Annotated in this window: 12 protein-coding genes; 6 read left to right on the top strand and 6 right to left on the bottom strand. The window is 64.5% G+C overall.

The features are described from left to right. Nucleotides 1-19: 19 nt before the first annotated feature. Nucleotides 20-715 carry a metal-dependent transcriptional regulator gene (locus HMI60_RS08850; RefSeq protein ID WP_018779572.1) on the bottom strand — a complete coding sequence of 232 codons (696 nt, stop codon included), beginning with the start codon at nt 713-715 and terminating at the stop codon, nt 20-22. 302 nt (nt 716-1,017) lie between these two features. On the opposite strand from HMI60_RS08850, the gene serC reads away from it, so the two are divergent. After that, complete coding sequence (gene serC, locus HMI60_RS08845; protein ID WP_189076048.1) at nt 1,018-2,148, top strand: phosphoserine transaminase; 1,131 nt, start codon at nt 1,018-1,020, stop codon at nt 2,146-2,148. A gap of 76 nt (nt 2,149-2,224) precedes the next feature. On the opposite strand, the gene HMI60_RS08840 is transcribed toward serC, so the two are convergent. From HMI60_RS08840 to HMI60_RS08830, 3 genes are read right to left on the bottom strand one after another with little or no spacing between them, the layout of a single operon-like run. After that, nucleotides 2,225-3,535 (bottom strand): MFS transporter, encoded by a 1,311-nt coding sequence (locus tag HMI60_RS08840; protein ID WP_193590980.1) that lies wholly within the window; start codon nt 3,533-3,535, stop codon nt 2,225-2,227. 43 nt (nt 3,536-3,578) lie between these two features. Beyond that, a complete protein-coding gene (locus tag HMI60_RS08835) occupies nt 3,579-4,199 on the bottom strand; it encodes a DUF3027 domain-containing protein (protein WP_039240013.1) in 621 nt (206 codons plus the stop codon). 8 nt (nt 4,200-4,207) lie between these two features. Then, on the bottom strand, nt 4,208-4,591 hold the full coding sequence (locus HMI60_RS08830) for a cold-shock protein (protein ID WP_011773749.1): 384 nt from the start codon (nt 4,589-4,591) through the stop codon (nt 4,208-4,210). 224 nt (nt 4,592-4,815) lie between these two features. Here HMI60_RS08830 and HMI60_RS08825 point away from each other — a divergent pair, with 224 nt between their 5' ends. From HMI60_RS08825 to HMI60_RS08805, 5 genes are all read left to right on the top strand, one after another. Beyond that, a complete protein-coding gene (locus tag HMI60_RS08825) occupies nt 4,816-5,031 on the top strand; it encodes a hypothetical protein (RefSeq protein ID WP_055973402.1) in 216 nt (71 codons plus the stop codon). Between the two features lie 54 nt (nt 5,032-5,085). Further along, nucleotides 5,086-7,551 (top strand): helicase-associated domain-containing protein, encoded by a 2,466-nt coding sequence (locus HMI60_RS08820; protein ID WP_193590979.1) that lies wholly within the window; start codon nt 5,086-5,088, stop codon nt 7,549-7,551. Between the two features lie 74 nt (nt 7,552-7,625). Continuing rightward, on the top strand, nt 7,626-9,284 hold the full coding sequence (locus tag HMI60_RS08815) for a DNA repair helicase XPB (RefSeq protein WP_018779566.1): 1,659 nt from the start codon (nt 7,626-7,628) through the stop codon (nt 9,282-9,284). A gap of 209 nt (nt 9,285-9,493) precedes the next feature. After that, nucleotides 9,494-9,967 carry a hypothetical protein gene (locus tag HMI60_RS08810; protein ID WP_018779565.1) on the top strand — a complete coding sequence of 158 codons (474 nt, stop codon included), beginning with the start codon at nt 9,494-9,496 and terminating at the stop codon, nt 9,965-9,967. 12 nt (nt 9,968-9,979) lie between these two features. Then, complete coding sequence (locus HMI60_RS08805; RefSeq protein ID WP_193590978.1) at nt 9,980-12,049, top strand: multicopper oxidase family protein; 2,070 nt, start codon at nt 9,980-9,982, stop codon at nt 12,047-12,049. Nucleotides 12,050-12,074: 25 nt separating this feature from the next. Here HMI60_RS08805 and HMI60_RS08800 read toward each other — a convergent pair whose 3' ends face one another. Both HMI60_RS08800 and HMI60_RS08795 read right to left on the bottom strand, forming a co-directional pair. Further along, nucleotides 12,075-12,293, bottom strand: a complete 219-nt coding sequence (locus HMI60_RS08800) for a hypothetical protein (protein ID WP_193590977.1) — start codon at nt 12,291-12,293, stop codon at nt 12,075-12,077. Between the two features lie 68 nt (nt 12,294-12,361). Next, nucleotides 12,362-13,285 (bottom strand): LysR family transcriptional regulator ArgP, encoded by a 924-nt coding sequence (locus HMI60_RS08795; RefSeq protein WP_039240008.1) that lies wholly within the window; start codon nt 13,283-13,285, stop codon nt 12,362-12,364. Nucleotides 13,286-13,300: the final 15 nt, after the last annotated feature.

Genomic DNA, 13,300 nt, shown 5'->3' with positions numbered 1-13,300 from the left:
TTGTCGGACCGGAAGGCTGTCAGTTGAGGGACACGAAGACGTGCGCCGCAACTTCAGGCGGGAGCTCCAAGGCTCCTTCGATGCCGGGCACCCGGACGGAGATGTACTCGCCCACGCGCTCGAGCGAGACCGGCGCCCCGGGCCGGATTCCGCCCTCATCCAACTGGGTGAGCAGTTCCGGCTCCACCTGGATGGGCTCGGCCAGCCGCGTGACAACCACCCGGGAGTCGGAGGCGTAGCCGTCCATGGCCTGCAGGAGGTTCACGTCGATCCGGGGGAACTGTGTTCCGGCCATGCCTCCCAGTGCTTCCAGTCCCGGAATCGGATTTCCGTAAGGTGACTCGGTGGGATGCTCAAGCAGTTCATAGAGCCGGCGCTCCACGCGCTCACTCATCACGTGCTCCCAGCGGCAGGCTTCATCATGCACGTACGCCCAGTCGAGTCCGATGACATCGGCCAGGAGCCGCTCCGCCAGGCGGTGCTTCCGCATGACTTCGGTGGCACGCTTGCGTCCGACTTCGGTCAGCTCCAGGTGGCGGTCGTTGGACACAATCACCAGGCCATCGCGCTCCATCCGCCCGATGGTCTGGGAGACCGTGGGGCCGGAGTGCCGCAGGCGTTCGGCTATGCGGGCCCTGAGAGCCACAATGTTTTCTTCTTCAAGCTCCAAAATGGTCCGAAGATACATCTCAGTGGTATCGATCAGATCCGTCATCCAGCTCAGCTCTCCTCGAACGCAGTTCTTGCGTAATCTCCACCGTACCGCGTCCCATACCGGGGTGGGCGGTGCCACCGCCACCCTTTGAACGCCAACCCCCAGCCTAGCTTATTTGGAATTACTCCGGATAATTCCGGACCCATTGCGGTCGCATCTTGTTCGTCCGCGTTCCACGTGGCGGACTATGACAGGGGCAGGTTCCTGCGCGCGGGCCATGTCAGGCAGAATTGGGGTGTCGAAGGGGCAGCTGACGCCACCTGCCACGACCCATCTTGAGCCGATACCCTTTGGAGCCACACGTGAGCGACAACAGCATCACCATACCCGCCGACCTCCTGCCGAAAGACGGACGCTTCGGCGCTGGACCGTCCAAGGTCCGCCCGGAACAGCTCGAGGCCCTGTCTGCCGCTGCCACCACCATCCTGGGCACCTCCCACCGGCAGGCTCCCGTCAAGAACCTGGTGGGTTCCGTCCGGGAGGGCCTGAGCCAGTTCTTCCGCGCCCCCGACGGCTACGAGGTTGTCCTCGGCGTCGGTGGTTCCACCGCGTTCTGGGACGTCGCCGCGTTCGGCCTGGTGGACAAGAAGGCCCAGCACCTCTCCTTCGGTGAGTTCGGTTCCAAGTTTGCCGCCGCCACCAACAAGGCACCTTTCCTTGATGCGTCCTCCATCATCAAGTCCGAACCCGGCACCCGTCCTGCCGCCCAGGCAGAAGCCGGCGTTGACGTGTACGCGTGGCCGCAGAACGAAACCTCCACCGGCGTCGCGGCTCCCGTAAAGCGGGTCCAGGGAGCCGACGAAGGTTCGCTGGTCCTGGTGGACGCGACCTCCGCCGCCGGCGGCCTGGACGTCGACGTCTCGGAGTCGGACGTCTACTACTTCGCGCCGCAGAAGAACTTCGCCTCCGACGGCGGCCTGTGGCTCGGTCTTTTCTCCCCCGCCGCCTTGGAGCGGGCCGCCCGCATCAAAGCCAGTGGCCGCTGGATCCCTGACTTCCTGGACCTCCAGACAGCCATCGACAACTCCAAGCTGAACCAGACGTACAACACGCCGTCGCTCTCCACCCTGGTAACGCTGGATGCCCAGGTGCAGTGGCTGAACAGCAACGGCGGCCTGGACTTCGCCAGCAAGCGCACGGCAGATTCGGCCAACCGCATCTACTCATGGGCAGAAGCTTCCGAGTACGCGACGCCGTTTGTCGCCAACGCCGAAGACCGTTCCAACGTCATCGCCACGATCGACTTCGACGATTCGATTGACGCCGCCGCCATCGCCAAGGTCCTGCGGGCCAACGGCGTGGTGGACACCGAGCCGTACCGCAAGCTTGGCCGCAACCAGCTGCGCATCGCCACGTTCGTAGCCATTGAACCGGACGACGTCTCGGCCCTGCTCGCCAGCATCGACTACGTGGTGGGCGAACTGAAGAAGTAGCTCCCCCAAAAAAGGATCGAACGGAGCCGCCTGGGTCATGCCCGGGCGGCTCCCCCGTTTAAATCCCCCAGGCGCCTTAGCGGACCGGCCCAGGGCCGCCGTCGCCGTCCTCAGTAACCGGACCGGACAGCAGCGACTCCACCCGGAAATGCCGCAGGCCGCGGGCCCTGCGATCGAAGCGGAGGCGCAGTTGCTTAGCCCTGATGATCCACACCAAACCCACGACGGCGGTGCTGACGCCGGCTACGGCCGCGACGCCGACAGCCCAGCGGGGGCCGCCCACATTGGCCACCCAGCCCACCAGCGGAGCGCCGATGGGTGTCCCGCCCATGAAAATGGCCATATAGAGGGACATCACGCGGCCACGCATGACTGCCTCGGTGGTGGACTGTACGTAACCGTTGGCGCTGGTAATCAGGGTCAAGGCGAACAGGCCACATGGGACCAGGGCGAGCCCGAACATCACGGCGTTGGGAGCCAGGGCTGCGAGGGCACTTGCCACGCCGAAACCACCGGCTGCAGCGAAGATCAGCCTGAGGCGGGGCCGGCCACGGCGCGCGGCCATAAGCGCCCCGGTCACTGAGCCGATGGCCATGACGGAGTTCAGCAGCCCGAATGCGCCTGCATCCATGCCGAACTGCGTACCCACCATGGCTGCGATGAACAGCGGGAAGTTAAGTCCGAAAGTGCCCACGATGAAAATGGCCACCAGGACCACCTGGATATCGGGCCGGCTCAGCACGTAGCGCAGCCCTTCCCGGATTCGTCCCTTCCCGGCGGCGGCACGGGGTTGGGCACGAAGCGACTTCACCGGAATCAGCTTCAATGCCACAAGCATGGCCACGAACGAGACGGTGTTGATAAGGAAAACCCAGCCGGGGCCCACCACCACCGTCAGCACGCCCGAGACCGCGGGTCCGATCATACGTGCCACGTTGAAGGAAGCGCTGTTGAGGGCCACCGCATTGGACAGGTAGTCGTCGGTAACCAGCTCGGAGACGAATGTCTGGCGCACCGGCGCGTCCAGGGCAGTCACGATTCCCAGGAGCAACGCGAAAATGTACACGTGCCACAGCTCAGCCACGCCCAGCAATACCAGGATGCCCAGGCCGGTACTGAGCAAGGCCATGGCTATGAGCGTGATGAACAGCAGCTTGCGCCGGCTGTAGCGGTCAGCCAGCAGTCCCGCCCAGGGCGCAAGGAACAGTTGAGGCCCCAGTTGCAGGGCCAAGGTAATGCCCATCGCCCCGGCGTCATGCGCTGTCAGGTGGTCAAACACCAGCCAGTCCTGGGCTGTGCGCTGCATCCAGGTCCCGATGTTGGATATCAGCGCACCGAAGAACCAGATGCGGTAGTTGAGGATTCCGAGCGACCTAAACGTGGACATCAGTGTCCGCCATCCATTGAGTCACCCAGTGTTTCCGCAATGCTTATTCAGCCCCGGCTTCGTCGCTGTCCACAGCGATGTCTTCGTCCCCGGACTCGTCCGGTTCGTCGTCGTCTTCGGCGGCCGGGCCGGTTGCCTCGTCTTCGGCAGCCTGCACGGACTCTTCGGAAACGTCACTTTCTGTCTCCTCCACCAAGGGCGTCTCGTCCTCGGGCCGGACACGCTTGGCCCAAGGCACCCACTCCGGCGCCAGGATGGAATCCTCGGAAGGCAACAGCCCGAGCTCACTCACAGTGACGATCTTGGAACGCGAGTTGCGGGTCACCACGGCATACCACTGCCAGCCGCCGTATCCGGCAAGCTTGGACTCAAACAGGTGGGTGACCACTCGGTCACCTTCGGATTTGGCGCCAAGGTGCGCGCCCACCTCGCCCGGTTTGGCGATGCCCTCCACAGCCTCACGGGCAGTATCGACGGCGGCTGCAAGGAAGGCGTCCGGCTTGCCAGTGCGCCACACGGGCAAACCGGCACGCGGCTTGGTGGCCGTGGGCTTCCGCGCGGGAGCTTCCCCGTTGCCAGGAGCCTGGGCACCACGAGGACCTGCCCCGGCGTTATCCAGGACATCCTGTGCGGGCGTTGTTTCCTGTGCGGATTCCGAGGTCATGGCCGGTCCTAGGCTTCCAGCTCGTCGGCAACCTTGCGCAGCGCCATGCTGATGGCCTTGGCCTTGTTGCCATCGGGGTACTTGCCGGAGGACAACGAACCGGAGAGGTTGTCCAGGACGGTGACCAGATCCTGCACCATCGGAGCGAGGTCCCTGGCATTCATGCGCTTGGCCTTGGCAATCGACGGAGTCTTCTCCAGGACGCGAAGTCCCAGTGCCTGGGCACCGCGGCGGCCGTCGGCGACGCCGAACTCCACGCGGGTACCGGCCTTGAGCTCCGTTACGCCCGCAGGCAGGGACGTCTTGGGCAGGAAGACTTCCTGGCCGTCTTCAGCTGCGAGGAAGCCGAAGCCCTTTTCCTTGTCATACCACTTGACCTTGCCGGTAGGCACGTAATCAACCTTCTTCGTTCTTGCTGTGGGAGACACGCCGGGCCGTTACCGCATCCGCAGATAGCTGCGGGATCGAGGGTGACAGTCCGGTCCGTGTTGGTCTGTTCCTTCAAGGTTATCCTGCCGGACCCCCTAATCCCGCTTTGTCGGCCATGCACGGGCAAGCTGCGGCTTCATTTCCTGCGGCGCGCGGCCCCGGACTGTCTGCTGCTAGCGTTGAAGGCATGACTTCCCCGGGTTACCGCCGCCCCCTTATGATTGCCGCCGTCGCCATTGCCGCCTTTTCCCTGGCAGCTGTTGCCGTGGTCATAGCAGTGGCATATTACGGTGGCGTGGCGCCCGTTTGGGTTACCTCCACTGCCCTTTATGGTTTGCCTGTGGCCTTCACGCTCGCGATGGTCCTGATGCTGGACGCAGTCCGGCAACGCCGCCGGCAGTAGGGCGGCCGGCCCAGGATCGGGCACGAGTTGCCGCGGGGCGGTAACGTTGGATTGATGTCCCTTATTCGCGCGCTCAGCAAGGAACTGGAAGCGCGCAGCGACAATTCGCTGCGGGCCTTGTTTGCCGCGCGGCCTGATCTCATTTCCCCCATGGCGCCGGACTTTGCGGCATTGGCTGCGAGGGCGAGCGCACGCGTCAGTGTGCAGCGGGCACTTGAACGCCTGAACAAGCCGGAAATGCAGGTCCTGGAAACCCTCCATCTGTGTACCAACACCGATACCGGGCACAGCGTTTCGGCGGCAGGGTTGAAGAAGGTCATCGCCGGTTCCACTCTTTCGGCCTTGGACCCGATCCTCGCAAAGCTGCAGGAGCTGGCCTTGATCCACCGGGCTGATCCGCCCCAGGGCTCACCGCCCACCTCGTCGCGCCAGCGTTTCTACCTTCCGGTGGGCAGCCTCAAGGACGTGATCGGCATCTACCCGGCTGGACTGGGCAGGAGCTACACGGAACTTGTGCGGTTGCAACCCGCTTTCGCCCAGCGGGTGGTCCAGTTGGTCGCCGAGCTGCACCAAAGCGGCCTGGGAATCCATCCGGCCAGCACACCCATGGATGCGGCCCTGGCCCTGCAGCGATGGACGGCCACTCCCGAGAACCTGCGGGCCATCCTTTCGTCAGCGCCCGAACGGACGCTTGGCCTGCTGAACAAGTTCGGCAGCTGGGCCATGGGCGCAGTACCCCAGGCACAGCGGCGGGCTTCCGTCACGCACGAAAGCCACGACGTCGGGCCCATTGACTGGTTGCTGGCGCGCGGCCTGCTGGTTCCCCTGGATGCCGGCCACGTCGAATTGCCCCACAGCGTGGGCCTTGCGCTCCGGGGCGGCGCCATCATTGACGACTTCACTCTTTCCCCGCCGGTTCCGGAGTTGGGGCACACCAGTGCGGCACTGCGGCGCAACGCGGCCATGGGTGCCATCGCGGAAACACTGCGGTTGGCCAACGAGCTGCTGTTCGCTGTCCGGGAGCAGCCCCTCACCACGCTCCGGAGCGGTGGCGTGGGCGTCCGGGAACTGCGTCGCCTTGCCGAGTCGATCCGCCTGGGTGTGCACGAAACGGCGATTCTCCTGGAGCTGTGTGCCTTGTCCGGCCTGCTGCGCCTGGACGTCGACAGTTCAACGTGGATCCAGCCGCCGTCCCTGGAATGGCTCAGTCTGCCCCGGCAGGAACAATGGCTGTGGCTGGTCAATGCCTGGCTTGCCAGCGAGCGCGCCCCTTCGCTGGTGGGGCAGCCGTTGACGGGCCCTTCGTCCTCGACGGCCCATCATGGTGCAGCGGGCACCACCATCAACGCCTTGTCCGCGGAGGCCCAGCGGCCGGATGCCCCGGTGGTCCGGCGTCGTGTCCTTGAAATCCTGAACGAGCTGACCGTCGAGGCAGCCGCGCCCGACGGCAAAGCACCCGTCCTGGACGCCAGGGCCGTACTCCAACGCGCCGAGTGGGCTCAGCCGAGGATGTCCCGCCGTTTCAGCTCCCTGGTCCGCGGCATCCTCGAAGAGGCCGCCCTGCTGGGTTTGATGGGTTCCGGGGCGTTGACGCAACTGGGCTCAGCCATTGCCGATGCCCAGCCGGAGCAGGCCATCACCATCCTTGGCGAGCATCTGCCGGCCGCCGTCAACCACATCCTCCTGCAGGCCGACCTGACGGCCGTCGCCCCGGGCTACCTGGCTCCGGAGCTCAGCGAGACGCTGTTGCTGATGGCCGATGCCGAAGGCCAGGGGCCGGCGTCGATCTACCGTTTCTCTGCCATCACCATCCGCAGGGCCCTCGACGCCGGACAGGACGCGGAGTCGCTGTTGGCTTTCCTTCGCGAGCACTCGGCCACCGAGGTACCCCAGCCATTGGCGTACCTCATCCAGGACACAGCCTCCCGCCACGGCCGCCTCCGGATCGGAACCAGTGCCAGCTTCATCCAAAGCGACGACGAAACCGCCATCTCCGATCTCCTGCAGGAAGCCAGGACCTCCGTGCTGAGCCTGGTACGCATCGCCCCCACCGTGCTCACGTCCTCGGCCAGCCCCCGTGAAACGGCCCGCGTCCTGCGCGAGCTGGGACTTTCGCCGGCCGTGCAGGAGGCCGAACCCGCCGTCGTGCGTTTCAAGCGGACCACCGCGGTGCCGGGCAGCGCGCGGCCTGTCTACACCGCCCCCAGGACCGCACCCCCGGACGACGACGTCGAGGCGCAGCTGACGGTTCTTCGTCAGCACCGCGGCGTCCCGGCCGAGGCGACGGGCGAGGCATCCACGCAGCTGGGCCTGGAGACGCTCCAAACCGCGATCCGGCTCAAACAGGCGGTCACCATGAACGTGGTGGACAGCCTGGGGAATGCCAACACCGAAACCGTTGTTCCTGTATCCGTCTCCGGCGGACGGGTCAGGGTGTTCGATCCTGCCAGGGACACCGAACGGGTGTTGTCCATCCACCGGATCATCGATGTGGAACCCGCCGGAGAAATGCGTTCATGAAAACAGCGCTGCCAGCCAAACGGCGCTTTGACGGTGCCAAGTGAGGATTCAGCTGTGAACGTGAGGATTCAACTGTGAACGACGGTCCGCTGATCGTGCAAAGTGACAAGACCATACTGCTCGAAGTCGACCACGAGCTCGCCACCGAAGCCCGGCACGCCATTGCGGCCTTCGCCGAACTGGAGCGCGCCCCGGAACACATGCACAGCTACCGGCTCACGCCACTGGGCCTGTGGAATGCACGCGCTGCGGGCCTGGACGCCGAGCAGGTACTCGATACCCTGCTGAAGTACTCGCGCTTCCCCGTGCCGCACGCACTACTGATCGACATTGAAGAAACCATGTCCCGCTACGGCCGCCTGCGGTTGGAGAAGGACCCCCAACACGGCCTGGTGATGCGCACCGACGACTATCCGGTACTCGAGGAAGTCATCCGCGCCAAGAAGATCGCACCCCTGCTGGGGCCGCGGATCGACGGTGAAACCGTGGTGGTGCATTCCTCGCAGCGGGGACAGCTGAAACAGTTGCTCCTCAAACTGGGCTGGCCCGCCGAAGACCTCGCTGGATACGTTGACGGGCAGCCACACCTCATCATGCTGGACGAGAGCGGCTGGCAGCTGCGGCCGTACCAGAAGCTGGCCACGGAGAACTTCTGGGCCGGCGGCAGCGGCGTCGTCGTGCTCCCCTGCGGTGCCGGGAAGACACTGGTGGGCGCGGCAGCCATGGCGACGTCCTCCACAACAACCCTGATCCTGGTGACCAACACTGTTTCGGCGCGGCAGTGGAAGGACGAACTCCTCAAGCGGACGTCCCTCACCGAAGACGAAATCGGTGAGTACTCCGGCTCCGTCAAGGAAGTCCGACCCGTCACGATTGCCACCTATCAGGTCCTCACAACCAAGCGCGGGGGCCTGTATCCGCACCTGGAACTCGTGGATGGGCACGACTGGGGACTCATCATCTACGACGAGGTCCACCTGTTGCCTGCCCCGATCTTCCGCATGACGGCGGATCTGCAGGCCCGCCGTCGACTGGGCCTCACCGCCACGCTGGTCCGTGAGGACGGCCGGGAAGGCGAAGTCTTCAGCCTCATTGGTCCCAAGCGGTACGACGCGCCATGGAAGGACATCGAAGCACAGGGTTACATCGCACCTGCGGACTGCGTCGAAGTGCGGGTGGACCTCCCCCGCGACGAACGCGTGGCCTACGCCATGGCCGATGATGCCGACAAGTACCGCCTGTGCGCTACCTCCGAAACCAAAACCAAACTGGTGGAAGACCTGGTGGCCGTCCACAAGGGCGAGCAGTTGCTGGTGATCGGACAGTACATCGACCAGCTGGATGAAATTGCCGAGCGCCTGGACGCGCCCCTGATCAAGGGCGAAACCACTGTCAAGGCCCGCCAGAAACTCTTTGACGCTTTCCGCAAAGGCGAGATCCAAACCCTGGTGGTCTCCAAGGTAGCCAACTTCTCCATTGATCTCCCCGAAGCGTCCGTGGCCATCCAGGTGTCAGGTTCCTTCGGTTCCCGGCAGGAAGAGGCGCAGCGGCTGGGGCGCCTCCTGCGTCCGAAGCAGGACGGCAGGGCTGCCCGGTTCTACTCACTGGTGGCCAGGGATACGCTCGACCAGGACTTTGCCGCCAAACGCCAACGGTTCCTGGCCGAACAGGGCTACGCCTACCGGATCATGGATTCAAAGGACGTCGGCAAGGACGTGGGCCAGGAACAGTAGCGGCCCTTCCGGGAATGTGCCTCAGGACCCTTGCTATTCACCTCCAGCGAATTTACGATTCCTAGTGAAGCTCTCCGCCCTACGTGGTTGCCCCTGGTCCAGGCAATCCGGCGGCCAGCCGTCGGCGGTGGGGGTAGCCCGCAGCCAGGGAGCCGGCGGTTCGAAGGCCTAGAAGAATCCGAAAAGAAGTTTTCCCCAGAGGATTCCCCATGCGTAAAGCCCTCCTGGTCATTTCCGCAATCGTCCTGTTGTCAGCACTCGCGCAGTTGTTTTTCGCAGGATACTTCCACTTCCAGAACACCATTGAAGCCCAGCGCGAAGCTGGTGTCTTCCACGTGATGAACGGCCAGTATGTGCTGCGTTACTCGGCGCTCCTCGCCGCCATTGTGGCCGCCATCGCCCGGATGGGCGCCCGGACAATCTGGCTGGCAGCCGGAATTTTCCTGCTTTCCTGGGTCCAGCTGTTCATTTTCATCATCGGCGGCATGTTGACCGGTTCTTCGGAAGACTTCATCACCCCTGCCGGATCATGGGTTGTCTCCATCCACCCGATCACCGGTGTGCTGATGATCTTCATGTCCTACTGGCTCTTCAACCGCGCACGCGCAGCGGCCCTCAATCCGCAGCCGTTGCCTCCGAAAGCTGCTGCTTCGGATGCTTCTGCCTCCTCCAGCGCAGCCTGAGCAAAGGCAGCTGTGAATACCTCGCAGCTGCTGGCGGTGGATTTGGTGTTGTCCATCCTCGCGGCCGCAGCCTGGACGGCTGCCGTGTGGATGACTGTTGTTTCAAGCACTGACCCCAAGCCGGGGCCGCGCCGCGGGATTGACCTGGCTTTGCTGTTGGTGGGTGTTGCCGTGATCGTGACGGTGTCACGCTATGCCTTGCTTCCGTCTTTGGTGGCCGGCGGTTGGTGGTTTGCCAGCGAACGCATAATCATCAGTCTGCCTCTGACCGCCATCCCCGCGGCTTGGGCCGCGATGGCCGGTGTTCCGTTCTTGCTGAGGAGGCGGAACACCGGCGCCAAACCTGCCAGGGCCCGGTGGTGGTTCGGGCGAAGCCGCCGAGGGGCGGTGATGGCAATGGTGGCGGCGGCCTCGTCCGCTGCCGCCGCACTGGTTCTAGTCCTGGTCCTCGGACCGTTCCCCGCACCGTGGAGCATCGCAGTACTTCTCTTCATGGTGGGCGGAACAATGCTGATCGCCTGGATCACCCTGGGACAGCCGGCCGGCACCGGCGTCGCGCGAACCCATGGCAGACGTTCGACGACGGCGTCGGCCGCCGTGGCCGCCCTTATGCTTTGCACAGTGTTGGGGTCGGGAGTCTTTGCATGGCTCGGGAGCCGCTCCGCCGATGGCGCGGCGATAGCCGCCGCTGTAAGCCATCACCGCGGTAACAGCGCCGCCACGGTCGCGGACCCGACGCCGGTGACCAGCCTTGTGGGTGAGACACCCAAAGATGCGGTGGTCCGGCACTACGAACTGACAGCCCGGGTGGAGCAGCTGACCCTGCCATCCGGACGAACCACGGAAGCCTGGACCTTCGGGAGCGTTCCTGGCCCGATGATAGAAGCCACGCTGGGCGAGGTAGTGGAGGTGGTTCTCAAGAACCGGGATGTCGCCGCCGGTGTGACTGTCCATTGGCACGGCTACGACGTCCCCAATGCCATGGACGGAGTGGCTGGCGCAACACAGGACGCAGTGATGCCTGGCCAGTCCACCACCTACCGCTTCACCGCAGCACAGGCCGGTACATACTGGTATCACACACATCAGGATTCGGCCGAGGGGGTCCGCAAGGGCCTCTACGGCGCATTCGTCGTGCACCATCCCGCGAAGGTCCGTGCTGACACGGATATCGTGGTGGCGGGGCACGACCTCAGCGGTCTGGGGTTGCTGGGCTCCTCAGACCGCAGCAGCGAATACCGGGCCGCCCCGGGGACCAGTGTGCGGGTGCGGCTGGTGAACACCGATTCCTTGCCCCAGCGCTACCTTGTGGAAGGCACGTCCTTCAAGGCCGTGGCCGTGGACGGTACGGACGTCAATGAGCCCGGGGACATCAAGGGAAAGTTGGTGCGGCTGGGAGCGGGCGGCCGGGTGGATGTTGCGTTCAGCATGCCGGACTCCCCCGTCACCCTGCGCTCGGATTCGGCAGCCGACGCCGTGGTGGTCATTGCCCCACCCGGATTCCCCACAACGGCCCAAGGGCGGGCGCCGTCAGGCGTTTTTGCCACCACTCCTGTGCTGGACCTTTTGGATTATGGCAGTCCACTGTCCGCCGGGAATACGCTGGCCGGGACTCCGACAGAGGCGTCCGGTCCACCTGCCTCTGCTGTCACCCGCGAAGAGGTAGTGGTGCTGGACCGGCAATTTCGTTTTGTGGATGGTGTCCCGCGGTATGCCTTCACTGTGAACGGGGCGGCGTACCCGCTGGTGCCGTCCATTGAGGTGGCGGAGGGTGACACCGTGAAAGTGACGGTGGTGAACAGGACCGCCGAACCCCACCCGATGCATCCGCACGGTCATCACGTGCAGGTCCTGAGCAGGAACGGCGTGGCACCCAGCGGCTCACCACTGGTCCTGGACACCGTGGATGTGCTGCCCGGCGAAGTATGGGAAGTACTGCTGCATGCCGACAACCCGGGAATTTGGATGGATCACTGCCACAATCTGGATCATGCTGCCGAGGGCATGATGATGATGCTCAAATACGAAGGCGTGTCATCACCGTTCGTCCACGGCGGCCACGCCGGGAACCGGCCCGAGTAAGGCGTTCAGGCGACCTGCCAGGGGTTCAGGCGACCATCCGGTTTGAGGGCGTGGTATCCACTTGGTCAATGACGGCCCAGGAGTCCGCGTCGCGGAGCTGCGCACTGGCGAAGCGTTCTGCCTCCATGAGGTCCTGGAAGTCTTCACGCCGGACCCGTCCGGCGTCCGTGTCCAGGTAGGTGACATGGAATTCGACCTCACCGGTGAGGTGATGGATGCTGACTGGAGCTGCTGTGTTTGCCATGTTTTAAGTGTGGAACGGGGCACCGACATTTTTGGAAGCATCGGCGGGCGTGTTCGGATTTAGCGTCTTCAGGACTGGCGGAGGTATTGTGCCGACACCCGGCGGACCGTCTCGCTGAGCGTGTCCAGTGCAGAGGACGCCGTGCGCCACCGCTGCCAGTAAAGCGGCACATCGAATGGCTGCTCCGGAGCGAGCTCGATCAGCCGCCCGTCCGCAATGTCGGGACCGCATTGGACTTCCGGGATGAGACCCCAGCCGAGTCCCAGCCGGATCGCATCGCCAAAGTCCTGGGATGCCGGCACATAGTGGCGCGGGCCTTTCCTCTCGGGAACCGGCCGCCCCTCGGCGTTGATCACGGACTGGACGAAGGCCCATTGGTAGGTGTCTTTGCGGTCGAAGTCCACTGTTGGCGCAGCATTGAGTGCTGCGCCGTCGAGGCCCATGGGAAGGCCCGGAAACCAACGTTCCACGAACGTCGGAGCGGCCACGGGGAGGTACCGCATGATGCCGAGGCTTTCGACGCGGCAGCCTTGGACGGGCTCGGGCGTGGCCGTCACAGCAGCCATGACCGTGCCTGACCGGAGCAGCGACGTGGAGTGCTGCTCGTCGTCACGGTGGAGATCGAACGTGACGTTGAGGCTGCCGGGCACTTGGGCAAGCGCCTTCAGGAACCATACCGCCAAAGAATCCGCGTTGACCACGATCGGCAGGGCCAGTTGGGGCTGGCCACCATCCAGACCCAGTTCCTTGCCCGCGTCGGCTTCCAGCTGTCCCACCTGCCGCGCCAGCCGCAGGACGACCTCGCCGGCTTCAGTTGCCAGGGCAGGGTTGCTGCGTTGCAGCAGTACCCGGCCCGTGGATTGTTCCAGTGCTTTCAGCCTTTGGGACACCGCCGACGGCGTGATGTGAAGCATGCGCGCCGCCGCTTCCAACGTGCCCTCGGAGAGGACAGTGGCAAAGGTCAGCAACTGTTCGGATGGAAACTGGCTCATAAGCTCAGCTTACGC

The sequence above is a fragment of the Paenarthrobacter sp. YJN-D genome, from assembly GCF_015040335.1.
GTDB lineage: Bacteria > Actinomycetota > Actinomycetes > Actinomycetales > Micrococcaceae > Arthrobacter > Arthrobacter nicotinovorans.
Note: the sequence above shows the minus strand (reverse complement) of the source record. Positions and strands in the feature narration are given on the sequence as shown.

What these genes read in the sequence shown, in the direction of transcription:
- HMI60_RS08810 (WP_018779565.1), top strand. Translation starts at nt 9,494, where the DNA reads ATGCGTAAAGCCCTCCTGGTCATTTCCGCAATCGTCCTGTTGTCAGCA.
- HMI60_RS08795 (WP_039240008.1), bottom strand. Translation starts at nt 13,285, where the DNA reads ATGAGCCAGTTTCCATCCGAACAGTTGCTGACCTTTGCCACTGTCCTC.
- HMI60_RS08800 (WP_193590977.1), bottom strand. Translation starts at nt 12,293, where the DNA reads ATGGCAAACACAGCAGCTCCAGTCAGCATCCATCACCTCACCGGTGAG.
- HMI60_RS08850 (WP_018779572.1), bottom strand. Translation starts at nt 715, where the DNA reads ATGACGGATCTGATCGATACCACTGAGATGTATCTTCGGACCATTTTG.
- HMI60_RS08835 (WP_039240013.1), bottom strand. Translation starts at nt 4,199, where the DNA reads ATGACCTCGGAATCCGCACAGGAAACAACGCCCGCACAGGATGTCCTG.
- HMI60_RS08820 (WP_193590979.1), top strand. Translation starts at nt 5,086, where the DNA reads ATGTCCCTTATTCGCGCGCTCAGCAAGGAACTGGAAGCGCGCAGCGAC.
- HMI60_RS08825 (WP_055973402.1), top strand. Translation starts at nt 4,816, where the DNA reads ATGACTTCCCCGGGTTACCGCCGCCCCCTTATGATTGCCGCCGTCGCC.
- HMI60_RS08840 (WP_193590980.1), bottom strand. Translation starts at nt 3,535, where the DNA reads ATGTCCACGTTTAGGTCGCTCGGAATCCTCAACTACCGCATCTGGTTC.